The sequence below is a fragment of the Microbacterium sp. G2-16M genome (genome assembly GCF_055809115.1).
Map to the genome: position 1 here is coordinate 996,466 of NZ_CM147897.1, position 23,088 is coordinate 1,019,553.

General features: G+C 72.2%; 17 protein-coding genes. 7 read left to right on the forward strand and 10 right to left on the reverse strand.

Annotated features, from left to right (window positions below):
• Positions 1 to 70 precede the first annotated feature (70 nt).
• Positions 71 to 1,393 (forward strand): bifunctional o-acetylhomoserine/o-acetylserine sulfhydrylase, encoded by a 1,323-nt coding sequence (locus tag AC0L6F_RS04955; RefSeq protein WP_274637893.1) that lies wholly within the window; start codon positions 71 to 73, stop codon positions 1,391 to 1,393.
• A 126-nt stretch (positions 1,394 to 1,519) separates the two neighbouring features.
• Here the strand turns inward: AC0L6F_RS04955 and AC0L6F_RS04960 are convergent, their stop codons facing one another.
• On the reverse strand, positions 1,520 to 2,464 hold the full coding sequence (locus tag AC0L6F_RS04960; protein ID WP_274637892.1) for a prenyltransferase/squalene oxidase repeat-containing protein: 945 nt from the start codon (positions 2,462 to 2,464) through the stop codon (positions 1,520 to 1,522).
• Positions 2,465 to 2,767: 303 nt separating this feature from the next.
• Here AC0L6F_RS04960 and metX point away from each other — a divergent pair, with 303 nt between their 5' ends.
• Positions 2,768 to 3,976, forward strand: coding sequence for a homoserine O-acetyltransferase MetX (gene metX, locus AC0L6F_RS04965; protein WP_473539381.1), 1,209 nt, complete (start codon positions 2,768 to 2,770; stop codon positions 3,974 to 3,976).
• On the opposite strand, the gene AC0L6F_RS04970 is transcribed toward metX, so the two are convergent.
• The 4 genes from AC0L6F_RS04970 to AC0L6F_RS04985 are packed head-to-tail and all read right to left on the reverse strand — an operon-like array spanning position 3,973 to position 7,129.
• Entirely contained in the window at positions 3,973 to 4,632 is a 660-nt protein-coding gene (locus tag AC0L6F_RS04970) for an NUDIX domain-containing protein (protein WP_259612298.1), read from the reverse strand. The genes metX and AC0L6F_RS04970 overlap by 4 nt on opposite strands.
• Positions 4,629 to 4,943 carry a thiamine-binding protein gene (locus AC0L6F_RS04975; RefSeq protein ID WP_259612299.1) on the reverse strand — a complete coding sequence of 105 codons (315 nt, stop codon included), beginning with the start codon at positions 4,941 to 4,943 and terminating at the stop codon, positions 4,629 to 4,631. Before AC0L6F_RS04975 ends, AC0L6F_RS04970 begins: the two co-directional genes overlap by 4 nt.
• Before the next feature lie 9 nt (positions 4,944 to 4,952).
• On the reverse strand, positions 4,953 to 6,191 hold the full coding sequence (locus tag AC0L6F_RS04980; protein WP_274637890.1) for a glycosyltransferase family 87 protein: 1,239 nt from the start codon (positions 6,189 to 6,191) through the stop codon (positions 4,953 to 4,955).
• Positions 6,192 to 6,217: 26 nt separating this feature from the next.
• A complete protein-coding gene (locus AC0L6F_RS04985) occupies positions 6,218 to 7,129 on the reverse strand; it encodes an ADP-dependent NAD(P)H-hydrate dehydratase (protein ID WP_473539382.1) in 912 nt (303 codons plus the stop codon).
• Positions 7,130 to 7,175: 46 nt separating this feature from the next.
• Here AC0L6F_RS04985 and AC0L6F_RS04990 point away from each other — a divergent pair, with 46 nt between their 5' ends.
• Complete coding sequence (locus AC0L6F_RS04990; protein WP_473539383.1) at positions 7,176 to 8,249, forward strand: NADH:flavin oxidoreductase/NADH oxidase; 1,074 nt, start codon at positions 7,176 to 7,178, stop codon at positions 8,247 to 8,249.
• A gap of 50 nt (positions 8,250 to 8,299) precedes the next feature.
• Here the strand turns inward: AC0L6F_RS04990 and AC0L6F_RS04995 are convergent, their stop codons facing one another.
• A complete protein-coding gene (locus AC0L6F_RS04995; RefSeq protein ID WP_473539384.1) occupies positions 8,300 to 9,370 on the reverse strand; it encodes a hemolysin family protein in 1,071 nt (356 codons plus the stop codon).
• On the reverse strand, positions 9,367 to 10,689 hold the full coding sequence (locus tag AC0L6F_RS05000; RefSeq protein ID WP_473539956.1) for a hemolysin family protein: 1,323 nt from the start codon (positions 10,687 to 10,689) through the stop codon (positions 9,367 to 9,369). Before AC0L6F_RS05000 ends, AC0L6F_RS04995 begins: the two co-directional genes overlap by 4 nt.
• A 710-nt stretch (positions 10,690 to 11,399) precedes the next feature.
• On the opposite strand from AC0L6F_RS05000, the gene AC0L6F_RS05005 reads away from it, so the two are divergent.
• A complete protein-coding gene (locus tag AC0L6F_RS05005) occupies positions 11,400 to 12,359 on the forward strand; it encodes a hypothetical protein (protein WP_473539385.1) in 960 nt (319 codons plus the stop codon).
• 632 nt (positions 12,360 to 12,991) lie between these two features.
• On the opposite strand, the gene guaB1 is transcribed toward AC0L6F_RS05005, so the two are convergent.
• Positions 12,992 to 14,449 (reverse strand): GMP reductase, encoded by a 1,458-nt coding sequence (gene guaB1 / locus AC0L6F_RS05010; RefSeq protein ID WP_473539386.1) that lies wholly within the window; start codon positions 14,447 to 14,449, stop codon positions 12,992 to 12,994.
• Between the two features lie 178 nt (positions 14,450 to 14,627).
• Here guaB1 and AC0L6F_RS05015 point away from each other — a divergent pair, with 178 nt between their 5' ends.
• On the forward strand, positions 14,628 to 18,341 hold the full coding sequence (locus AC0L6F_RS05015) for a multifunctional oxoglutarate decarboxylase/oxoglutarate dehydrogenase thiamine pyrophosphate-binding subunit/dihydrolipoyllysine-residue succinyltransferase subunit (protein WP_473539387.1): 3,714 nt from the start codon (positions 14,628 to 14,630) through the stop codon (positions 18,339 to 18,341).
• A 6-nt stretch (positions 18,342 to 18,347) separates the two neighbouring features.
• Here the strand turns inward: AC0L6F_RS05015 and AC0L6F_RS05020 are convergent, their stop codons facing one another.
• Together AC0L6F_RS05020 and AC0L6F_RS05025 are read right to left on the reverse strand one after the other, a co-directional pair.
• The gene (locus AC0L6F_RS05020) at positions 18,348 to 19,904 is read right to left on the reverse strand and encodes a glycerol-3-phosphate dehydrogenase/oxidase (protein WP_473539388.1); all 1,557 of its coding nucleotides are present in this window, start codon (positions 19,902 to 19,904) and stop codon (positions 18,348 to 18,350) included.
• Positions 19,901 to 20,497, reverse strand: a complete 597-nt coding sequence (locus tag AC0L6F_RS05025; protein WP_473539389.1) for a TetR/AcrR family transcriptional regulator — start codon at positions 20,495 to 20,497, stop codon at positions 19,901 to 19,903. The genes AC0L6F_RS05020 and AC0L6F_RS05025 overlap by 4 nt, the downstream gene beginning before the upstream one ends.
• A gap of 34 nt (positions 20,498 to 20,531) precedes the next feature.
• Here AC0L6F_RS05025 and AC0L6F_RS05030 point away from each other — a divergent pair, with 34 nt between their 5' ends.
• Both AC0L6F_RS05030 and AC0L6F_RS05035 read left to right on the forward strand, forming a co-directional pair.
• A complete protein-coding gene (locus AC0L6F_RS05030; RefSeq protein WP_473539391.1) occupies positions 20,532 to 22,172 on the forward strand; it encodes an FAD-binding oxidoreductase in 1,641 nt (546 codons plus the stop codon).
• Positions 22,169 to 23,068, forward strand: a complete 900-nt coding sequence (locus tag AC0L6F_RS05035) for a diacylglycerol kinase (RefSeq protein ID WP_473539392.1) — start codon at positions 22,169 to 22,171, stop codon at positions 23,066 to 23,068. Before AC0L6F_RS05030 ends, AC0L6F_RS05035 begins: the two co-directional genes overlap by 4 nt.
• The last annotated feature ends 20 nt before the right edge of the window (positions 23,069 to 23,088 follow it).

Consider the following 23,088-nt stretch of genomic DNA (forward strand, 5'->3'; position numbering starts at 1 on the left):
TCCGTACTGTCGGACGTGTCCCGGCGGAGCGATCCCGACCCGCACGGCACCCGACCCCGAGGAGATTCCGATGTCCGCAACCGAGAACTGGCGGTTCGAGACCGCGCAGATCCACGCCGGCGCCCAGCCCGACCCGGTGACCGGCGCGCGCGCCACCCCGATCTACCAGACCACCTCGTACGTGTTCAAGAACACCGAGCACGCCGCCAACCTGTTCTCGCTGGCCGAGACCGGCAACATCTACACCCGCATCCAGAACCCGACCCAGGATGTCGTCGAGCAGCGCCTCGCCGCGCTGGAGGGGGGCACCGCAGCCCTCGTCGTGGCATCCGGCATGTCGGCGGCCACGCTGTCGATCCTGAACATCGCCGGCGCCGGCGACCACGTGGTGGCCTCCTCCGCGCTGTACGGCGGCACGTACAACCTGCTCAAGTACACGCTGGCCAAGCTCGGGATCGAGACGACCTTCGTCGAGGACCAGGACGACGCGCAGGCCTGGGCCGACGCGATCCGCCCGAACACCAAGCTGCTGTTCGCCGAGACCATCGGCAACCCGAAGATCAACGTGCTCGACATCCGCAAGGTCGCCGACGTGGCGCACGCGGCCGGTGTTCCGCTGATCGTGGACAACACGATCGCCACGCCGTACCTCATCCGTCCGTTCGAGCACGGCGCCGACATCGTCATCCACGCGGCGACGAAGTTCCTCGGCGGGCACGGCACCGTGATCGCCGGCGTGATCGTCGACGGCGGCACGTTCCCCTGGTCGGCGCACGCCGACCGGTTCCCGGGCCTGACCGAACCGGACCCGTCGTACCACGGCGTCAGCTACTCCGGCGTCCTCGGTGACGGCATCGCGTACATCATCAAGGCGCGGGTGCAGCTGCTGCGCGACCTGGGCCCGGCGATCTCGCCGAACAGCGCCTGGCAGCTGATCCAGGGCATCGAGACCCTCTCGCTGCGCATCGAACGGCACGTGCAGAACGCGCAGGAGATCGCCGAGTGGCTGGAGGCCCATGAGGATGTCGCGACCGTCAGCTACGCCGGACTGCCCAGCTCGCCCTGGTACGCGACCGCCAACACCTATGCGCCGAAGGGCGTGGGCGCGGTGCTGTCGTTCGAGCTGAAGGGCGGCGTGGACGTCGGCCGCGCGTTCGTGGACAACCTCAAGCTGTTCAGCCACCTCGCCAACATCGGCGACGTCCGCTCGCTGGTGATCCACCCGGCCTCGACCACGCATTCGCAGCTCTCCCCCGAGGATCAGCTCAGCAGCGGCGTCACCCCGGGCCTGGTGCGGCTGTCGGTCGGGCTGGAGAACGTCGCCGACCTCAAGGACGACCTCGAGCAGGCGCTGGCCGCCGCGCGCAAGGTCGGCGAGGCCGCGCGGGTCTGACCGCTCCGGCCGCCGCCAGGATTCGCCGAAACCAGGGATCCTCCGCCACACCCAGCGCAACGCGCTCGGTCTGGACGAGGATCCCTGGTTTCGGCGTTCCGGCCGCGTGCGCCAGGATGTCGGGGCTCAGGCGTCGTCCCACCAGCGCAGCACGCGCAGCGCCCGCAGCGTGACCCAGCGGCTCGGGAAGCCCTCCCGCTCGTCGTCCAGCTCGAACAGGATCGGGCCCTCGTGCGTGTTCTCCAGCGCCCACAGGCCGTGCACATCGCGCTTGCCGCGGATCAGCTCGATCGCCTCGGTGCACCGCGGATCGCGCTCCGGCCGGGCGCGGCGCAGATACTCGAGCCCGCGCAGGACGTCGTAGAACCACCGCACGGGGTAGGACGCCAAGGTGAACCGGGGGTCGATCACGGCGCCTGTGCTGCGCCGCAGGAACAGCCGCCGGTCCAGCAGATACTCCTCGGCCGCGCGTCGCGCCTGCCGCGCAGCATCCGTCCCCCCGGTGGCCTGCTCCCAGGCCCACAGGCCCTCGAGCACGCAGATCGTGGAGTGCAGCGACGAGACCGTCGCACCGTACTCCGCCCAGCAGTTCCAGCCGCCGTCGGGCAGCTGCCCGGCCAGGATCGTCGCGACCGCCCTGTCGACGTCCTGGCCGAAGTACGCGCCCGCCGTGACGACCACGCCGTTGATGCAGGGCTCGGTCTCGCCGCTGAAGTAAGGTTCGCCGCCGTGATCCCACCGCACCGCGTCGCGGATCCGGTCGATGGCCCGGCGTACCGCCGGATCGGCGGGATCGACTCCGAAGTCCACGAGCTGCTGCACGCTGAAGTGGGTCGCCGTCCAGGCGTCGTACATGGGGCGGGCCTCGTCGGCCCAGCCGGGGCGGTACACACCGCCGTCCCACAGTCCGTCCTCGGCCTGCTCGGCCAGCAGGCGCGCACCCCAGCCCTCGTTCGCCACCCGCGCCCGCTCGGCCGCGACCTGCGCGGCCGGCGCGTCGGTGAGATCCCGCATGACCTGCCAGCGGATCGCGGGGTCGCCGGCCAGCAGATATTCGATCGCTTCGTCCATGCGCGCGACCCTATGCCGCCCCTCCGACATCCCGCGCCCGCGCCAGCGCCCGCGCACCCCGCCGCGCCCGCGCACCCGCCCGCGCCCGCGCTGGCGCCCCTGCGCCCAGCCCGCTCGTGCCCGCCCCGCCATCGTCGAAACCGGGGATCCTCCGCCAAACCCAGTGAAACGCACCCGGTCTGGACGAGAATCCCCGGTTTCGACGGATTGGCGCGGGGCCGGGATGCCGCGGGGCCGGGATGCCGCGCGGCGGCGCCGCGTAACAGGCCGGGCGGCCGGGGGCGAACACGAGAGAATGGGACCATGGATTGGCAGCAGACCTCCGAGGACACCGTGCCCAGCGCACCGGTGACGGAGGCGGATGCCCGATCCCTGCTCGGGCGGCCCCCGGCCACGGGTGCGTGGCGGGACGGCGACCCGGTCGGCGGTCGCCGCTTCGCCGGACTGGGCGCGTTCCGCACCGAGGGCGGCCGCGACCTCCCGTTCGTGCGGCTCGCGTACGAGACCTGGGGCGAGCCGAACGAGGCCGGCGACAACGCCGTGCTCATCCTGCACGCGCTCACCGGCGACAGCCACCTGCGCGGACCGGCCGGGCCGGGGCATCCCACCGGCGGCTGGTGGGACGAGATCGTCGGCCCCGGCGGCCCCATCGACACCGACCGCTGGTTCGTGGTCGCCCCGAACATGCTGGGCGGATGTCAGGGGTCGACCGGTCCCGCCAGCATCGGGCCGGATGGGCGGGAATGGGCCTCGCGCTTCCCGTATCTGACGATCCGCGACCAGGTGGCCGCACAGGCCATGCTGGCGGATGCGCTGGGCATCGATCGCTGGGCGGCCGTCATCGGCGGGTCGATGGGCGGCATGCACGCCCTGGAGTGGGCCGTCACGTTCCCCGACCGGGTCGCCCGGCTCGGCGTGCTGTCGGCGCCGCCGTTCAACACGGCCGACCAGATCGCGCTGAACTCGGTGCAGCTGGAGGCGATCGAGATCGACCCGCACTTCGCGGGCGGCGAGTACTACGACTCCGGCGACGGCGGCGGTCCGCATCGTGGGCTGGCCCTGGCCCGCCGGATGGCCCTGCTGAACTACCGCAGCCCGGCCGAGTTGAACATGCGCTTCAGCCGGTCATGGCAGTCCGGCGTCAGTCCGCTGGGTCATGACGGCCGGTTCGCGGTGGAGTCCTACCTCGACTTCCACGGCAACAAGTTCACCCGGCGGTTCGATGCGAACACGTACATCCGGCTGGTCGAGGCGATGGACTCGCACGATGTGGGCCGCGACCGCGGCGGGATCGAGGACGCCCTCGCGCGCGTGACGGCGACCACGCTCGTGCTCGGCATCGACACCGACCGCCTGTTCCCGGTCGAGGGGCAGCACCGGATCGCCCGCGGCATCGCGCACACCCTCGACGGGGACGAGGCCGTCGTGCTGTCCAGCGACTTCGGCCACGACGGCTTCCTGATCGAGACCGATCGGGTGGGCGCGCACCTGCGACGGCTGATGGACAGCTAGTCGACCAGATACCGCCAGGGCAGCTCGTCGGTGAGCAGCCGGTGCCGCACTCCCGGCGCGTCGAAGGCGACCGCGGGGTCGTGCGCGACATCCGGCTCCCAGACGAACGCCGGCGCGCCCTCGGTCCGCCGGACCACCGTGCGGAACGAGCGGATGCCGGTGGCCTGGACGGATGCCGTCAGCGCGGTCGCATCGTCGGCTCCGGTCAGCCCGTGCAGGGTGACCCACGTCGGCGGATACAGCGTGAGCTCGCCCCGCGCGTGCCGCGCCAGCACGTCCTCGGGACGCGCCCACTCGGCTGAAACCACCTCGGCCGCCGACAGGGTGAGCGCGGCGTCGGCCGCGCGTCCCAGGTAGAACCAGGTGCGGATGCGCTTGGGGATGCCCACCGGAGGCGTCCAGGCGCTGAACGGCACGAGGTCGTCGGCGTCGATGAGCAGCCCCACCTCCTCGGCGGTCTCGCGGGCGGCAGCGCGCCGGGCGTCGTCGATCTCGTCGGCGCCGTCGCTCAGGTCAACGGACTCGATCCGCCCTCCGGGGAACACCCACGCGCCGGCGAACGAGCCGTGGTCGGGGCGCTGCATCATCAGCACCTCGGGGCCGTGGCCGCCGTCGCGCACGAGGATCGCCGTCCCCGCGACGGGGATGTCGGTCATTCCTGGTCCGACCGCTCCAGCGCGGTCTCCAATCGTTGGACCTTCGCGTCCAGCTCGCCGGTGTAACCCGGGCGGATGTCGGCCTTCAGCACGAGCGACACGCGGGAGCCGAACGGCATCACCGCCTCGGTCGCCCGTTTCACGACATCCATCACCTCGTCCCACTCCCCCTCGAGCTCGGTGAACATCGAGGTGGTGCGATGGGGCAGCCCGGAATCGCGGACCACCCGGACCGCGGCGGCGACGGCATCGTGGACCGAGCCGTCCGAACGGCCCGTCCCGCTGGGGGCGATGGAGAAGGCGATCAGCATGTTCCGACGCTACCGCGCCGCGGTCGGGCGCACACCCTGGTGCACGCGCGTCCGTGCCGTCCGCGGACGCACCGGCACCCGCGCCAGCCGCACCACGGTCCACACGAACAGGACCAGGACCAGGGCGTTCCGGGCGGTCAGCAGCGCCGCCGGCAACGGCTGCGCGGCCAGCAGCCCGCCGTAGGTCAGCGGGTAGACCGCCTGGGTGAGCACCGCGATCGCCAGGGCCAGGGCGGCCGGTGCCCGCCAGTAGCGACGGCGGATGGCCAGCCCGACCACGAGCGGAACCGCGATCCAGGTGAGGTACTGGGGCGAGCCGACCTTGTTGAACAGGATGAACGCCGTCACCAGGCCCAGCGCCAGGGTCGGGAAGAGGGCGACGAAGGATGCTCCGCGCCACGCCTGCACGGCGCCCAGTGCCGCGACCACCACGATGGCGAGCAGCAGCAGCGGGGTCATCAGCGCGATCACGACATCGACATTCGGACCGGTCACCTGGAACGTCAGCATGTCGGGGTCGTAGTAGATGAACGAGCCGTCGATCCCGGCCACGGCCCGCCACAGGTAGACGGTGCTCACCGGCGCCTCCAGCTGCAGCCCGCGACCGGTCTGGTCGCCGATGAACCCGAACGCGTAGCGCGCCCCGCCGGCGGCGATCACCGTGACCAGGGTGAGCGCGCTGACCACCACGGCTCCCCCGATCACCGCCGCGCGACGCCGCACCGCGATGACCGCGGCCGCCAGCAGCGCCGCCGGCCACACCTTGATCCAGGTGGCGACCGCCAGCAGCACCGAGCCCAGCCAGGGCCGACCGACCAGCCACAGGCATCCGGCGATCGCCAGCGGCACCGTGATCGCGTCGATGCGGTACAGCCCGACCGGACCGAGCAGGAGGATGGACGCGAGCCAGAACGCCGCCGCCGCGGTGCGCCCTCGGGAGTGTCCCTTGCCCAGCAGCATCCCGAACGCGAGCGCGTTGCACAGCGTCACCAGGATCACCCAGCCGACGACGTAGCCGAAGATCCAGCCGAACCCGTGCGCGAGCACCATGGGCACCAGTGCCAGCTGCGGGTACACCCACGGCTCGGTGATCCCGACGATTCCGCTGCCGGCGAGCGCCTTCAGCGACCACGGCTCATAGACCAGGTAGACGTCGCCCATCGGCTGGTTCGGCAGCACGAAGCCGAGGACCGCGACCAGCAGATGCACGAGGACGAACGCGATCCACATCCCCGCCCGCCTCGACACCCTGACATCCTAAGCGGGCGCGGCGATCATCCCCCTGACCGGGCCGGGGCGGATGTCGGGGCCGAATGCGATGCCAGCAGCGCCGCGATCACCGGCGGGACCGCATCGGCGACATCCAGTGCCGTCAGCGGACCGGGCGCGTCGCCCCCGCGGCGCCGCGCGGCGCGGAGCCCCGCCTGCCCGTGCACCCACGCGGCCGTCGCGGCCAGCGCGCCGAGGGCCTCGGCATCCAGTCCCGCGCCGTCCGCCTCGGCCTGCGCCTGCGCGGACGCGACGAGCGCACCGAGCACGCCGGCCAGCACGTCGCCGGTGCCGGCGGTGGCCAGCCAGGGCGTGGCCGCGTCGACCCGGGCCGTCCAGCCCGACGGGGTGGCCACGATCGTCACCGAGCCCTTCAGCAGCACGGTCGCGCCGAGGGTCGCGGCGGTCTGACGAGCGGATGCTGCACGCCCGGCATCGTCGTCCGGCTGGTCGCCGGGCAGCCCGAGCCGGGCCCGCAGGGCTGCGTGCTCGCGCGCGTGCGGGGTGAGCACGCACGGCGCGCCGGCCTGGTCCACCAGGTCCAGGGCGCCGGCGTCCACGACCACCGGCACGGCGCCGGCCAGTACGTGCCGCAGCGCCGCGGTCTGCTCCGGCGGGCGGGATGCGGCATCCGTCCCGGACCCGACCACCCACGCCTGCACCCGCCCGTCCGCCGTCACCGTCTCGGGCCTCCGTGCCAGGACCAGTTCGGTGGGCCGGAGGTCGCCGAGGTAGCGGACCATGCCGGTCCCGGTGCGCCAGGCCGCCTCGACGCCGAGCACCGCCGCGCCGGGGTACCGGTCCGATCCGGTGCGGATTCCGACCACTCCCCGGGAATACTTGTCATCGGCGGCGGTTGGGCCCGTCAGGGCACCGGCCGCATCGGCAGCCGTCCACGACACCGCCGCCTCGACCATGCCGCCACCCTATCCCGCACCGCCCATCCCGCACGGAGTCCCGCGAATGAGCATCCTCTTCACTCCCCTGACCATCCGCGACGTGACCGTGCGCAACCGGCTGTGGGTCTCGCCGATGTGCCAGTACAGCGCCGTGGACGGGATGCCGCAGGAGTGGCATCACACCCACCTCGCGCAGTTCGCATCCGGCGGGGCGGGCCTGGTCATGGCCGAGGCCACCGCCGTCGTGCCCGAGGGGCGGATCTCACCCGACGACACCGGGCTGTGGAACGACGCGCAGCGGGATGCCTGGGCGCCGATCGTGGCCGCGCTGCACGCCCGCGGTGCGGTGGCCGGCGTGCAGCTGGCCCACGCCGGGCGCAAGGCGTCCACGTGGGCGCCGTTCGCGCCGCAGTCCGGCTCGGTGCCGGTCGCCGACGGCGGATGGCCCACCGTCGCCCCGTCGCCGGTGGCGTTCGAGGGGCTGGCCGCGCCGGCCGCGCTGGATCAGGCCGGGATCGACCGGGTGGTCGACGGCTTCGCCGCCGCCGCGGTGCGGGCACGCCAGGCGGGATTCGACCTGGTCGAGCTGCACGGCGCGCACGGCTACCTGCTGCACCAGTTCCTCTCGCCGCTGTCCAACCGTCGCGACGATGACTACGGCGGAGACCTGCGCGGCCGCGCGCGGCTGCTGCTGCGGATCGTGGATGCCGTGGGCCGGGCGGTGCCGGAGCTGCCGATCCTGGTGCGGCTGTCGGCGACGGACTGGGCCGACGGCGGCTGGGATCTCGCCCAGACCACGACGGTCGCGCGCTGGGCGGCCGAGCACGGGGCCGACCTGTTCGACGTCTCCAGCGGCGGCCTGGTCGCGCACCAGCGCATCACGACCGGACCCGGCTATCAGGTCGGATTCGCGGCGCACGTGCGCCGCGAGGCGGGCGTGCCGGTCAGCGCAGTGGGGCTGATCGAGGGCGCCGCCCATGCCGAGCAGATCGTGGCGGACGGCTCGGCGGACGCGGTGATGGCCGCGCGGGAGTGGCTGCGCGACCCGCACTTCGCCCTGCGGGCCAGCACCGAGCTGGGCGAGACGATCGACTACTGGCCGGCGCAGTATCTGCGGGCGCGGCCGCGGCCGGCCTGAGGCCGGGCGCATCACCGGGGCGGCTGCGCCGGGCCTGAGGGCCGGGCCGGTCAGCGCCCGTTGCCGCGATGACTGCGGCGCGTGGCATCCTGCACCTCGCCGATCAGCTCCTCGATCACGTCCTCGAGGAACAGGACGCCGACGGTGTTCCCTTCCGCGTCCCGCACCTGGGCGAGATGCCGGCCGGCGCGCCGCATGAGGGCGAGGGCGTCCTCGAGGTCGGTGGTGGCCAGCACCGGCACCATGTGGTGGATGCGCTTGGCCGGAATCGGGCGGTCCACGTCGGCGGGGGCATCCGGATTCTCCGCCGCGGCCAGCACGTCCTTCAGATGCACGTACCCGACCGGCTCGCCCGTCTCGTCCACGATCACGTAGCGCGAGAAGCCGTGCTGGGCGACGGCGCGCTCGATCGCGGCCGGGGTCGTGGTGCGCGGCAGCGTGACCAGATCCGGAAGCGGGACCGCCGTGTCGGCGGCCTTCTTGTCGGTGAACTCGACGACCGCGGCGACCGTGCCGGAGGCATCCTCCAGCACCCCCTCGATCCGCGACCGGTTCACGATGGTGGCCACCTCGTCCAGCGTGAAGGTCGACGCCGCCTCGTCCTTCGGCTCGACCCGGAACAGGCGCACGACCGCGTTGGCCATCCAGTTCAGCACGACGATCACCGGGTGGAACACCTTCGAGACCCAGACCAGCGGCGTCGCCAGCAGGAGCACCGCCCGGTCGGGCAGCGAGAACGCCAGGTTCTTCGGCACCATCTCGCCGAACACGACGTGCAGGTACGACACCAGCACCAGTGTGATCACGAACGCGATGACGTCGACGGTCGCCTCGGCCGCCCCGGTCAGTCCCAGCGGCGCCGCCAGCAGGTGGTGGATCGCCGGCTCGGACACGTTCAGGATCAGCAGCGAGCAGATCGTGATGCCCAGTTGGGTGGTCGCCAGCATCAGGGTGGCGTGCTCCATCGCGAACAGCGCCGTCTTGGCCGCACGCGACCCGGCCTCGGCGAGCGGCTCGATCTGCGAGCGGCGCGCGGTGATGACGGCGAACTCCGCGCCGACGAAGAACGCGTTGAACAACAGCAGGATCACCAGCCATGCGATTCCGGCCCAGTCGCTCATCGGCGCTCACCGTCCTCGGACTCGGCGGGGTGCGGAGCCGGGGTGAACGTGACCCGTTCGATGCGCCGGCGGTCCATCCGGGCGACGCTCAGCGTGCCGTCCTCGATCTCGACCTCGTCCCCGGGCCGGGGCACCCGCTCGAGCACGCTCATGATGTAACCGCCGACGGTGTCGTACACGTCGCCGACGGGCACGCGCACCCCGGCGCGGTCCTCGAGCTCGTCGGGGCGCCAGTCCGCGGGGAACGTGACGGTCTCTCCGCCGCGCACGATCTCGGCGCGACGGCGGTCGTGCTCGTCCAGCACCTCGCCGACGATCTCCTCGACGAGGTCCTCGAGGGTGACGATCCCGGCAGTCCCGCCGTACTCGTCCATCACGATCGCCAGCTGGTATCCGCGCGAGCGCAGCTCGGCCAGCAGGCTGTCCAGGTGCACCGCCTCGGGCACCCGCAGCGGCTCCGACGCGAGCGCGGCGGCCGGGACATCCCCCCGACGTTCGGCGGGCACGCTGACGGCGGCCTTCAGGTGCACGATGCCGACGATGTCGTCCATCGACTCGTCGTACACCGGGAAGCGGCTGTGCCCGGTGCGACGGGCGAGCTGGATGACCTCGTCGGCGGAGTCGTCCGCGGCCAGCGCATGCATGCTGGGCCGGGGGGTCATCACGTCCGCCGCGGTCAGCCGCGAGAAGGTGAGGCTGCGATCCAGCAGGGATGCCGTGTCCTGCTCGAGCACGCCGGCGCTGGCCGAGCGGCGGACCAGGCTGGACAGCTCGGACGCGGTGCGGGCGCCGGACAGCTCCTCCTTGGGCTCGACGCCCATCGCGCGCAGCACCCCGTTGGCCGAGCCGTTGAGCGCGGCCACGGCCGGCCGGAACACGGCGGTGAATGCGACCTGGAACGGCAGCACCAGCTTGGCGGTCTGCCGGGGCAGGGCCAGGGCGAAGTTCTTCGGGACCAGCTCGCCCAGGATCATCGACAGGATCGTGGCGATCGCGACGCCGATGATCGCGGCGATCGGCCCGGCGGCGGCGACCGGCACACCCCACGCGGCGAACACCGGACGCAGCAGGTTCGAGATCGCCGGCTCCATCATGTAACCGGTCAGCAGCGTGGTCAGCGTGATGCCCAGCTGGGCGCTGGACAGATGCGTCGAGGTCTTCTTCAGCGCGCCGATCGTGATCTGCAGACGGGTCTCGCCGCGATCCTGACGCGCCTCGAGGTCGGCCCGGTCCAGATTCACGAGGGCGAACTCGCTGGCCACGAACAGGCCGGTCCCGATTGTCAACAGGAGCCCCACGCCCAGCATGACGTAGTCCATCACGCGTCACCCCCGTTCGCAGGGGCAGGTTCGTGGGGCGTGGGTCTGCGACTCGGCGGGTCGTCCATCGTGCGGAACAGTCTACGACAGCCGCTGGCCGGCGCTGCGCGCGGGGCGGGTGTGTGCGCCGAGGCGGGCGGTGTGCGCCGCGCGGGGCCGTGTGCGCCGCGCGGGGGCGGTGTGCGCCGCGGGGGGGCTGCGCCCGGCGGGGTCGGTGTGCGCCGCGCGACCACTCGCGCTCCCCACCCGCGCTTGCGACTCGCGCTACCGAAATCAGCATCCGCGCCCGAAAGAAACCCCCGCGCAAGCAGAAAACGACAGCGCGACCCAGAGAGGCGCGGCCAGACCCCCGCGCAAACAGAAAACGAAAGCGCGACCCAGGGGGCACCGCCAGAAGACCCGCGCACGCGGAAGACGACAGCGCACGCGGAAATCGACAGCGCGGATGCCGCGACCAGCCCCGCGCACGAAGCCCTCACGACTCGCGCTACCGAAATCAGCATCCGCGCCCGAAAGAAACACCCGCGCAAGCGGAAAACGACAGCGCGGCCCGGGGAGGCGCGGCCAGACCCACGCGCAAGCAGAAGACGATCGCGCCGGGGCGGCGCCGTCTCCTCCCCAGACAGTCCAATCCGGAAGCAACCGTGCTCCCTTCCCCAGATCGCGTCGCTCAGCCTCGGACGTCCCCGCCGATGCGGCACAGTCGAGACATGACCGTTCGCACCGCCGCCGACCTGCTGATCGTCCGCCGCCGGGACCGCCCGCTGGAACTCATCGATGACACGGCCCTGCGGCGCGCGATCGAGTCCCGTGAATGGATCCGGATCACGGCCGGCGCGTATGCCAGGGCCGACGACTGGAACGGCCTGAAGCCGATCGAGCAGCATGCCGCCCGCGTCCACGAGGTGGTGCGTCGGCTCGTCAAGCCCGCCGCTGTCTCGCATCTCGCCGCGGCCGCGGTGCATGGCATCGACGTCCTCGGCATGTGGCCGCGCCGAGTGGATGTCACGACCCGGCGCACCACGGGAGGCCGCTCCGGCGGGGCGGTGCGGCGACACGCGCTCGGCCTGGACGACGTCGAACGCACGCCGTTCGGCGCACACGAGATCACCAGCGCAGCCCAGACCGCGCTCGATCTCGCCCGGTACCTTCCGTTCATCCGCGCGGTCAGCGCCGTGGATCAGGCGATCTGGCTCAACCGACCCGGCGGACCGCTGACCACCATCGCGGAGATTCTCGCCCTGCTCGACCGCAGCGAACCCCGTCGCGGCGACGCGCGAGCCCGGCGCGTCATCGAGTTCGCCAACCCGCTGGCCGCGAACGTCCGCGAATCGCAGAGCCGCGTCGTCATCGCGCAGCTCGGATTCCCGACGCCACGGCTGCAGGAGCGGCGAACGCTGCCGAGCGGTCGCCTCGTGTTCGGCGACTTCTACTTCCCCGACGCCGATCACTGGGGCGAAGTCGACGGGCGAGGAAAGTACTTGAGCCCCGAGTTCGGAGTGGATCGGAATCCCGCCGCGATCGTGATCGACGAGAAGAACCGCGAGAACGAGATCCGCCGCGAGGTGCGCGGCTTCTCCCGCTGGGAGGCGAAGGATGCCGACGACCCGCGACGACTGTGGGACATCCTGACCGGCGACGGCCTGCCCTGCGCCAAGCCGCGCCCGTAGTCGTCGATGGTCCGGCTATCGAACGCGCCGGCGGCGAGCGCTCGCGCTACCGAAATCAGCATCCGCGCCCGAAAGAAACGACAGCGCAAGCAGAAAACGACCGCGCGACCCGGATGCTTCCGCCAAAACGACAGCACAAGCGGGAAACGACAGCGCGGACGCCGGAGTGAAGCGCCCCGCGAGGTCCGGCGACTCGCGCTACCGAAATCAGCATCCGCGCCCGAAAGAAGCGACAGCGCAAGCAGAAGACGACAGCGCGACCCGGGCGCCGCCGCCAAAACGACAGCGCAAGCGGGAAACGACAGCGCGGACGCCGGAGTGAAGCGCCCCGCGAGGTCCGACCGACTCGCGCTACCGAAATCAGCATCCGCGCCCGAAAGAAACGACAGCGCAAGCAGAAAACGACCGCGCGACCCGGACGCCGCCGCCAAAACGACAGCGCAAGCGGGAAACGACAGCGCGGACGCCGGGTCCGCCCGCCTCACAAGCGCCCAGCCGACTCGCGCTACCGAAATCAGCATCCGCGCCCGAAAGAAACGACAGCGCAAGCGGGAAACGACCGCGCTACCCGGACGCCGCCGCCAAGACGACAGCGTAAGCGGGAAACGACAGCGCGGACGCCGGGATCCCGCCTACCAGCTGACCGGCAGAGCCTTGCCCTCGTCGTACCCGGCGGCGGACTGCAGGCCGACGCGGGCGCGGTCCTGGAACTCCGCGACACTGCGGGCGCCCGCGTAGGTGAACGACGACCGGACGCCGGCGGTGATCATGTCGATCAGGTCCTCCACGCCCGGGCGCAGCGGGTCCAGATAGATGCGCGACGACGAGATGCCCTCGGCGAACAGCTCCTTGCGCGCCAGCTCGTACGCGTCCAGCCGGCCGAACCGCTCGTGCACGGCCTTGGTCGAGGCCATCCCCCACGACTCCTTGTACACGCGGCCGTCGAGGTCGGCCAGCAGCTCGCCGGGCGCCTCCACAGTGCCGGCGAACCACGAGCCGATCATGACGGATGCCGCGCCCGCCGCGAGCGCGAGCGCCACGTCGCGCGGGTAGCGCACGCCGCCGTCCGCCCACACGTGGGCGCCCATCAGGTGCGCCGCCTGCGCGGTCTCGAGCACCGCCGAGAACTGGGGACGGCCGACCGCCGTCATCATCCGCGTCGTGCACATCGCACCCGGACCGACGCCCACCTTGACGATCGACGCTCCGGACACGACGAGGTCGTGCACCCCCTCGGCGGTCACGACGTTGCCCGCGACCAGCGGCAGGTCCAGCCCGAGATCGGCGACCGTCCGCAGCGCCTGCAGCATGCCGTCCTGGTGTCCGTGCGCGGTGTCGACCACCAGGGCGTCCACCCCGGCCGCCGCCAGCGCCTGCGCCTTGGCCGCCACGTCGCCGTTGATGCCGATCGCCGCCGCGACGATGAGTCGGCCGTCGGCGTCCACGCCCGGTCGATACACCGTGCTGCGCAGCGCGCTGCGACGCGACAGCGTGCCGACCAGCATGCCGTGACGCAGCACGCAGACGGTCTCGGCCGCGCTGTCCACGATCAGGTCGAACGCATGCCGGGCATCGGTCACGTCGTCGGCGTCGATCGCCGTGGGCCGCGCGTGCACGAGATCGCCGAGCCGTGCGTCCGGCAGGGCCGTGCCCAGCCGCCCCGCCGAGACCACGCCGTGCACGTCGTCGATCGTCATCTGCTCGCCGGGGGCATCCGAGACGACGATGCCGTAGCCCTCCAGCGGCGGCAGGATGCGGGCCGCGGCCGAGACCGTCGTGTGCGAGGGCAGCACGATCGGCGTGTCCCACGGCACCGGCTGGGCCTTCACCCAGCGGATCGCGGCATCCAGCTCCTGCAGCGGCATGTCCTGCGGGAGCACGCCGAGCCCGCCCCGGCGGGCCAGCGTGGCGGCCAGCCGTGCGCCGGTGACGGAGTTCATATTGGCCGACACGAGCGGAATCGTCGCCCCGGTCCCGTCGCCCGGTGACAGGTCCACGTCGAGCCGGGAACGCACGTCCGAGTGGCGCGGCACCAGGAACACGTCGGAATACGTCAGATCGACCGCGGGCTGCTCGCCGTAGAACTCCATGACGTCAAGGGTAACGATTCCTTCCGGAGCGGAAAGTGATGCCGAATCGTGCCTTCGACGCGCGCCGCGCGCCAAGCCTGTGCCCAGGTGTCTGGACTAGGCTTGACCGTCATGCGGCAGGGCCCTCGGAGGGCCTCGTATGACCCACATTCTCAGCGAGGAAAGCAGGCGAACGGACGTGTCGAGCCAGGTCAGCGGCGTCGGGACTTCAAGCGAAGGAGAGTTCGGGGCCAATGAATGGCTCGTGGACGAACTCTACGAGCAGTTCACGAAGGACAGGAACTCGGTCGACAAGGCGTGGTGGCCGATTCTCGAGGCCTACCACCCCGTCGACACCAGCGCACCCAGCGGCACCGGCGACACGGCCACCACGGCCCCCGCGGTGACCAGTCCGTCCGCCGACGCCCACCCGGTCACGGCGCCCGTGCCCGTGATCGGCGCCAAGCCGGTGGCGCGCACCACCGCCAAGCCCGCCGCGCCCCAGCCGGTGCCGGCCCAGGCCCCGAAGGTGAAGCCCACCAACGGAGAGGCCGCCGAGCACGAGGCCGACGAGGATGTCGTGACCCCGCTGCGCGGGATGTCCAAGACGCTCGCGGCCAACATGGACCAGTCGCTGACCGTCCCGACCGCGACCAGCGTCCGCACGATCCCGGCCAAGCTCATGATCGACAACCGGATCGTGATCAACAACCACATGGCGCGCACCCGCGGCGGCAAGGTGAGCTTCACCCATCTGATCGGCTGGGCGCTGATCCAGACGCTCAAGGAGTTCCCGAGCCAGAACGTGTTCTACGCCGAGGTCGAGGGCAAGCCCTCGGTCGTCGCGCCCGTGCACGTGAACCTCGGCATCGCGATCGACCTGCCCAAGCCCGACGGCACCCGTGCGCTGCTCGTGCCGAGCATCAAGCGCGCCGAGACCCTGACGTTCAACGAGTTCCTCGCCTCGTACGAGGATCTGATCAAGCGCGCCCGGGCGAACAAGCTCACGGCCGCCGACTTCGCCGGCACCACGGTGTCGCTGACCAACCCGGGCGGAATCGGCACCGTGCACTCCGTGCCCCGGCTGATGAAGGGCCAGGGCTGCATCATCGGCGCCGGCGCCCTCGAGTACCCGGCGGAGTTCCAGGGCTCCAGCGCGAAGACCCTGAACGAACTGGGCATCGGCAAGACGATCACGCTGACCAGCACCTACGACCACCGCGTCATCCAGGGCGCCGGCTCGGGCGAGTTCCTGAAGAAGGTGCACGAGCTGCTGGCCGGCGAGCGCGGCTTCTACGACGACATCTTCGCGGCGCTGCGGATCCCCTACGCGCCGATCCGGTGGGCGCAGGACATCAAGGTCGACGTCGCCGAGCGCGTGGACAAGACGGCGCGCGTCCAGGAGCTGATCAACTCGTACCGGGTCCGCGGACACCTGATGGCCGACACCGATCCCCTGCAGTACGTGCAGCGGACGCACCCGGACCTGGAGATCGAGACCCACGGGCTGACCTTCTGGGACCTCGACCGCGAATTCGTGACCGGCGGCTTCGGCGGCAAGCGGCAGATGAAGCTGCGCGACATCCTCGGCGTCCTGCGCGACTCGTACTGCCGCACCATCGGCATCGAGTACATGCACATCCAGGACCCGACCCAGCGCAAGTGGTTCCAGGACAACATGGAGGTCAAGTACCAGAAGCCGGGCCACGACGAGCAGCTGCGCATTCTCGGCAAGCTGAACCAGGCTGAGGCGTTCGAGACGTTCCTGCAGACCAAGTACGTGGGCCAGAAGCGGTTCAGCCTGGAGGGCGGCGAATCGCTGATCCCCCTGCTCGACCAGATCCTGCAGGGTGCGGCCACGACCGGCATGGACGGCGCCGCCATCGGCATGGCCCACCGCGGCCGGCTGAACGTGCTCAGCAACATCGCCGGCAAGACGTACGGCCAGGTGTTCCGCGAGTTCGAGGGGTCGGTCGCGATCGGCAACAAGAGCGGCTCGGGCGACGTGAAGTACCACCTCGGCATGGACGGCACGTTCGTGGCCGACGGCGGCGAGCAGCTGCCCATCCACCTGGCCGCCAACCCGTCCCACCTGGAGACGGTGGACGGCGTGGTCGAGGGGATCGTGCGGGCCAAGCAGGACCGCAAGCCGATGGGCTCGTTCACCTACCTGCCGATCATCGTGCACGGCGACGCCGCGTTCGCCGGCCAGGGCGTGGTGGTCGAGACGCTGCAGATGTCGCAGCTGCGCGGCTACCGCACCGGCGGCACCATCCACGTGGTGGTCAACAACCAGGTCGGCTTCACCACGCTGCCCAACGACGGCTTCACCTCGGTGTATGCCACGGATGTCGCCAAGACGATCCAGGCTCCCATCCTGCACGTGAACGGCGACGACCCCGAGGCCGTGGTGCACGTGGCCGAGGTCGCGTTCCGCTACCGCCAGCAGTTCCACCGCGACATCGTCGTGGACATCGTCTGCTACCGCCGCCGCGGGCACAACGAGGGCGACGACCCGTCGATGACGCAGCCGCTGATGACCAACCTGATCGAGGCGAAGCGCTCCGTGCGCCGGCTGTACACCGAGTCGCTGGTCGGTCGCGGCGACATCACCGAGGACGAGTACGAGACCGCGAAGAAGGACTTCCAGGACCGCCTCGAGATCGCCTTCGCCGAGACGCATGCGGCCGAGACCGGGACCTCGCCCGTCGTGCATCAGGATGCCTCGGGCACGGCCGCGTTCACGGGTGAGCCCGAGACGACCGGTGTCACCCGCGAGGTGATCGAGTCGATCGGCGACGCGTTCGTGAACAAGCCCGAGGGCTTCACCGTGCATCCCAAGCTCGACAAGCTGCTGGACAAGCGGCGCGAGATGACCCGCAGCGGGGGCATCGACTGGGGCTGGGGCGAGCTGCTCGCGTTCGGGTCGCTGCTGCTGGAGGGCACCGCCGTCCGGCTGGCCGGTCAGGACTCCCAGCGCGGCACGTTCGTGCAGCGGCACTCGGTGCTGCACGACCGCCAGAACGGGCAGGAGTGGATCCCGCTGACGAACCTGTCGGCGAACCAGGGGCGCTTCTGGGTATACAACTCGCTGCTCAGCGAATACGCGGCGATGGCGTTCGAGTACGGCTACTCGGTCGAGCGGCCGGACGCCCTGGTGCTGTGGGAGGCGCAGTTCGGCGACTTCGGCAACGGCGCCCAGTCCGTGGTCGACGAGTTCATCTCGTCTGCCGAGCAGAAGTGGGGCCAGCAGTCGGGCGTCGTGCTGCTGCTGCCGCACGGGTACGAGGGTCAGGGACCCGACCACTCGTCGGCCCGGATCGAGCGGTACCTGCAGCTGTGCGCGCAGAGCAACATGACCGTCGCCCGGCCTTCGACCCCGGCATCCTATTTCCACCTGCTGCGCCGGCACGCGTACGCGCTGCCGCGTCGTCCGCTCGTGGTCTTCACGCCGAAGGCGATGCTGCGTCTGCGCGGGGCGACCAGTCAGGTCGAGGACTTCCTCAGCGGGAAGTTCGAGCCGGTGCTGGACGACGACCGCGGTGCGGACAAGGCCGGGGTCAAGCGCGTGCTGCTGCACGCCGGCAAGATCCACTGGGATCTGCGCGCCGAGCTGGAGAAGAACCCGAACCCCGAGATCGCGCTGGTCCGTCTGGAGCAGTACTACCCGGCCCCGATCGACGAGCTGAACACCGCGCTCGCGCAGTACCCGGACGCCGAGCTGGTATGGGTGCAGGACGAGCCGGAGAACCAGGGCGCGTGGCCGTTCATCGCCCTCGAGATCGCCGAACACCTGGGCGGGCGCCCGGTGCGCCGCATCTCGCGGGCGGCGGCGGCGTCGCCGGCCACCGGTTCGCCGAAGGTGCACGCGGCCGAGGCCGCCGCCATCCTCGAGCAGGCGCTCACGCTGTAGCCCGGGTCAGGCAGGCGTCACGCCCGCGCGGTCGAAGGCGGATGCCGCGGCCGACGCGGACCCGTCGCGGTCGGCCGTCACCAGCCCGAGCCGGGTGCGCCGATCCAGCAGGTCGTCGACGGTGAGCGCGCCTTCCACCGCGACGCCCCAGACCAGCTCCTGCGCGGTGACGCCGCGGGCGGCGTCCGGCCCGGCCGCCAGCCCGGCGGCGAACGGCGCCTCGGCACCGTAGCGGCGCACGAACCGCGCGGGCGCGGTCAGCTCGCCGATCCGAGCGCGCGGCCACGCCCCCACCAGCGAAAGCCGCGCCGTGCGGCACGGCCGGTCGTCGGGATCCTGCGCGAACCGGCGGCGCAGCGCGGCATCCACCCCGTCCTGCGCCATCCGGCGATAGGTCGTGAGCTTGCCGCCGACCACCGACAGCACACCGTCCGCCGACTCGACCACCGCGTGCCGACGCGACAGATCGCTGGTCTGCTCGCCGCCGGGCCCGTCGGTCAGCAGCGGCCGGAGGCCGGCGAAGGTGCCGATCACGTCGGTGCGGGTCAGCGGCCGCGCCAGCATGCCGTTGATCGTGGCCAGCAGCATGTCGATCTCGGCATCCGTCGCCACAGGCACGTCCGGGATCGGTCCGGGCGCCGGCACGTCGGTCAACCCGATGTAGGCACGACCGTGCGGGGCGGGCACGGTGAACACGAAGCGGCTGGACGAGCCGGGCACCGGGGCGGTCAACGAGACGTCGGAGCCGCCCAGCCGCCCGGTCTCGACGATCAGATGCGTGCCGCGGCTGGGCATCAGGTGCACGTCGGGGTCGATGCCGCCCGCCCACACGCCGACGGCCGAGACCACCGCCCGCGCCCGCACGACCAGCTCGTCGCCGCTGAGCTCGTCACGCAGCACGGCGCCGTCGCCGGTCACCCGCTGCGCGCGCGTGCGGGTGAGGACGGATGCCCCGTACCCGGCCGCGGTGCGTGCGACGGCCACCACCAGGCGGGCATCGTCGAACAGCTGCCCGTCCCAGCCGAGCACGCCGCCATGCAGCCCCTCCTGCCGCACGGCGGGGGCGCGCCGCACGAGCTCGGCCGGACCGATCAGTGCCGGGGCGTGCAGCACGCGGCCGGGGGTGCCCGCCACGCGCCGCAGTCCGTCCCCCAGCCCGTACCCGAGTCCGATATATGCCCCGCGGGCGATATACCCGGATCCGTGCAGTGGCGTCAGCTGTGCGAGCGGACGGGTCAGGTGCGGCGCGATGCGCGTCATCAGCAGGTGGCGCTCCGCGGCGCTCTCGTAGGCGATGCCGAACTGGCCTGTCGCCAGGTAGCGCAGGCCGCCGTGCACGAGCTTGGAGCTGAACCGGCTGGTGCCGTACGCGAGGTCGTGCGCCTCCACGAGCACGGTGCGCAGGCCGCGGGATGCCGCATCCAGCGCGATGCCGGCGCCGGTGATGCCGCCGCCGATCACCAGCACGTCGACCTGCGGACGGTCGCCGAGGGCGGCCAGCTCACGGCGGCGCCGGGCGGCGTTCAGCGCCGTCGGCTGCGGGAACCGCCCGAGGATCGTCACCCCGCCCGCCCCGCCCCGGCTCGCCCCAGATCGCCGTGCCCGAGGTAGCCGCCCAGCGCGTCAGCGAGCTCGCGGCGCCAGGCCGCGGCATCCACCCACTCGGCCACCAGCGGTGCCGACACCACGGCGGACTGGGTGATCAGCAGCACCATCGCCGCCTGTGCGGCGGCGTCCCCTGCCCGCACGAATCCGGCCCGCTGCCCGGACTCCAGCCGCCCGCGCACCTCGGCGTGGATCTGCCGCTGGCTGGTGCCCAGCCTCTCGAACGTGTACCGGGCCAGCAGCTCGGGGTCGCTCTCGCGCAGCCGCGCCAGCAGCGGCATCCGGCGGATGCGGTCGGCGGTGTCCACCAGCATCCCGACCAGGTGCTCCAGATCGGCCGGCGCTCCCGGCGGCGGCAGAACGGCCACCAGCTCGCGCGTGATCAGAGCGGCCAGGAGTGCGGGCACGTCCGGCCAGTACCGGTAGAGGGTCTGACGCGAGACCGCGGCGCGACGGGCGATGTCCGACGCCGTGGTGCGCCGGATGCCGTGCGCCCGCACCTCGTGCAGTGCGGCCTCGAGGATGACCGTCTGGGTATCGGCGTCGACCATGTGACAAATATACGTTCTATGTCATACTGTCGCCATGCCCTCGGATGAGGCGACGACGCCTGCCCCGCTCGCCGTTCCCGACCCGCAGCCGCCCCTGAGGTGGGACGCGTGGGGCGACGGGACGCACGAGACCGCTCTTCCGCCCGGCGCGCGTGCCATCGCCCGCGCCGTGCTGCGCGGGAGCCCGCATCCGGTTCGCCGCGGCGATCCGCCGGTGCTGCCGGCTTCGCGGCTGGGCGCCGACGACCTCGCGGCGCTGCGCACCGCCGCCGACATCACGGTCGACGACGAGCCGCGCGTGCGGCATCTGGGCGGCAAGAGCAGTCCCGATCTGCTGCGCCGCCGGCTCGGGATCGTGCAGGCCGCACCCGATGCGGTGGCCCGCCCGCGCTCGCACGACGAGGTGGCGGCGCTGCTGGCCGTGTGCGACGCCCGCCGCATCGCCGTCGTGCCGTTCGGCGGCGGGACCTCGGTGGTGGGCGGGGTCGAGCCGGACGGCGGGACGGATGCCGCGACCGGCCGCCGACGCCCGGTGGTCGCCGTCGACCTCGCCCGCACCGCCGCCCTGCTCGTGCTGGACGAGGTGTCGCTGCTGGCCACGTTCGGCGCCGGCACCACCGGCCCGCAGGCCGAGCAGCTGCTCGCCGCGCATGGGCTCACCCTCGGGCACTTCCCGCAGAGCTTCGAATTCGCCTCGCTCGGCGGGTATGCTGCGACGCGCTCCAGCGGGCAGGCCTCGCGCGGGTACGGCCGGTTCGACGACCTGGTGCACCGGCTGCGGGTGGCCGCCCCGGCCGGCGAGCTCGATCTCGGGCGCGCCCCGCGCAGCGCCGCCGGGCCCGATCTGCGCGAGCTGCTGCTGGGCTCGGAGGGCGCGTTCGGCGTGATCACCGAGGTCACCGTCCAGGTGCGGCCTCGTCCGGCGGCGACCGGCTACGGGGCCTGGACCTTCCCGGATTTCGCCTCCGGCGCCGAGGCGATCCGCACGCTCACCCAGCGCGGCATCCGTCCCACCGTCATCCGGCTCTCTGATGCGGTCGAGACGCGGGTGAACGCCGCCCTCGACGGGCATTTCACCCGCCTGCGCGGCTGCCTGGCCGTGGCCACGTTCGAGGCCGAGACCGAGACGGATGCCGCAGCCGCCCGCCTGCGCACGGCCGAGATCTGCGCGGCGCACGGGGGACGCGATCGCGGCGACGATCCGGCTCGCTCCTGGGAGCGCGGGCGGTTCTCCTCCCCCGGGCTGCGGGACGCGCTGATGGACATCGGCGTGCTCGCCGAGACGCTCGAGACCGCCACCACCTGGGCCGGGCTGCAGACGCTCAAGGACGCGGTCACGACGGCATTGGACGCCGCACTGTCCCGGCCGATCGTGATGTGCCACATCTCGCACGTCTACCCGGCCGGCGCGTCGCTGTACTTCACGGTCGTGGCCGCGCTCGGGCCGGATCCGCTGGGCCAGTGGCAGCGGGCCAAGGATGCGGCATCCCGCGCCATCGAGGACGCCGGCGGCACCATCACCCATCACCACGCCGTGGGGCGCGATCACCGCCCCTACCTGGTCGACGAGATCGGACCGCTCGGTGTGGACCTGCTGCGCGCCGCCAAGCGCACGCTCGATCCGCACGGGATCATGAATCCCGGCGTGCTGGTGGCCGTGAACGGCGACGCATGACGGTCGCGCTCCTGCTGAACCCGGCCGCCCGGGCCGGCACGGCATCCGAGGCGGCGGTGCGCGCCGCGGCACGGCTGCGGGCGCGCGGGGTGGCGGTGTCGATGGTCGCCGGCGGCTCGGCGGCCGAATCGACGGCGCTGCTGCGGATCGCCATCGACGCCGGCGCCGACGCGGTGCTGGTGGCCGGCGGGGACGGCACGGTCGCGCTCGCACTGCCCGAGCTGGCCGGCAGCGGCATCCCGCTGGGGATCCTGCCCGTCGGCACCGGCAACGACTTCGCCGGCGCCCTCGGCCTGGCCGAGGGGGACGTGGATGCCGCGGTCGACGCCGTCGTCGCGGGCCGCACGCGCACGATCGATCTCGCCCGGATCACCCGCGCCGATGGGGGCAGCACGCTGTTCGGCACCGTGCTGGCCAGCGGCCTGGACTCGCGGGTCAACGACCGCGCGAACCGGATGCGGTGGCCCCGCGGCTCGTCCCGCTACAACATCGCCCTGCTGATCGAGTTCCTCACGCTGCGCGGACTCCCGTTCGCGCTCGAACTCGAACAGGCCGATGGCACCGTGACCCGCCTCGACCAGGATCTGGTGCTCGTGGCGATCGGCAACGGGCCGAGCTACGGCGGCGGCATCCCGATCTGCCCGGACGCCGACCTCGCCGACGGCCTGCTCGAGGTGACCGTGGTCCACCCCGCCGGGCGCCTGCATCTGCTGCGCCTGCTGCCGCGGGTCTATCGCGGCACGCACACCGCGCTCGACGAGGTGTCGACGTACCGGGTGCGCAGCATCCGGCTGGACTCCCCCGGCGTGACCGCGTATGCCGACGGCGATCCGGTCGGGCCGCTCCCGGTGCGGGTGGATGCCGTCCCCGGCGCGCTGCGGGTGTTCACCACCTGACGGCGCGGGCACGACGTGAC

Bases quoted from the DNA above. Each gene is read 5' to 3' on its own strand.
- AC0L6F_RS04955 (WP_274637893.1), top strand. From the start codon at position 71: ATGTCCGCAACCGAGAACTGGCGGTTCGAGACCGCGCAGATCCACGCC.
- AC0L6F_RS04960 (WP_274637892.1), bottom strand. From the start codon at position 2,464: ATGGACGAAGCGATCGAATATCTGCTGGCCGGCGACCCCGCGATCCGC.
- metX (WP_473539381.1), top strand. From the start codon at position 2,768: ATGGATTGGCAGCAGACCTCCGAGGACACCGTGCCCAGCGCACCGGTG.
- AC0L6F_RS04970 (WP_259612298.1), bottom strand. From the start codon at position 4,632: ATGACCGACATCCCCGTCGCGGGGACGGCGATCCTCGTGCGCGACGGC.
- AC0L6F_RS04975 (WP_259612299.1), bottom strand. From the start codon at position 4,943: ATGCTGATCGCCTTCTCCATCGCCCCCAGCGGGACGGGCCGTTCGGAC.
- AC0L6F_RS04985 (WP_473539382.1), bottom strand. From the start codon at position 7,129: ATGGTCGAGGCGGCGGTGTCGTGGACGGCTGCCGATGCGGCCGGTGCC.
- AC0L6F_RS04990 (WP_473539383.1), top strand. From the start codon at position 7,176: ATGAGCATCCTCTTCACTCCCCTGACCATCCGCGACGTGACCGTGCGC.
- AC0L6F_RS04995 (WP_473539384.1), bottom strand. From the start codon at position 9,370: ATGAGCGACTGGGCCGGAATCGCATGGCTGGTGATCCTGCTGTTGTTC.
- AC0L6F_RS05000 (WP_473539956.1), bottom strand. From the start codon at position 10,689: ATGGACTACGTCATGCTGGGCGTGGGGCTCCTGTTGACAATCGGGACC.
- AC0L6F_RS05005 (WP_473539385.1), top strand. From the start codon at position 11,400: ATGACCGTTCGCACCGCCGCCGACCTGCTGATCGTCCGCCGCCGGGAC.
- guaB1 (WP_473539386.1), bottom strand. From the start codon at position 14,449: ATGGAGTTCTACGGCGAGCAGCCCGCGGTCGATCTGACGTATTCCGAC.
- AC0L6F_RS05025 (WP_473539389.1), bottom strand. From the start codon at position 20,497: ATGGTCGACGCCGATACCCAGACGGTCATCCTCGAGGCCGCACTGCAC.
- AC0L6F_RS05030 (WP_473539391.1), top strand. From the start codon at position 20,532: ATGCCCTCGGATGAGGCGACGACGCCTGCCCCGCTCGCCGTTCCCGAC.
- AC0L6F_RS05035 (WP_473539392.1), top strand. From the start codon at position 22,169: ATGACGGTCGCGCTCCTGCTGAACCCGGCCGCCCGGGCCGGCACGGCA.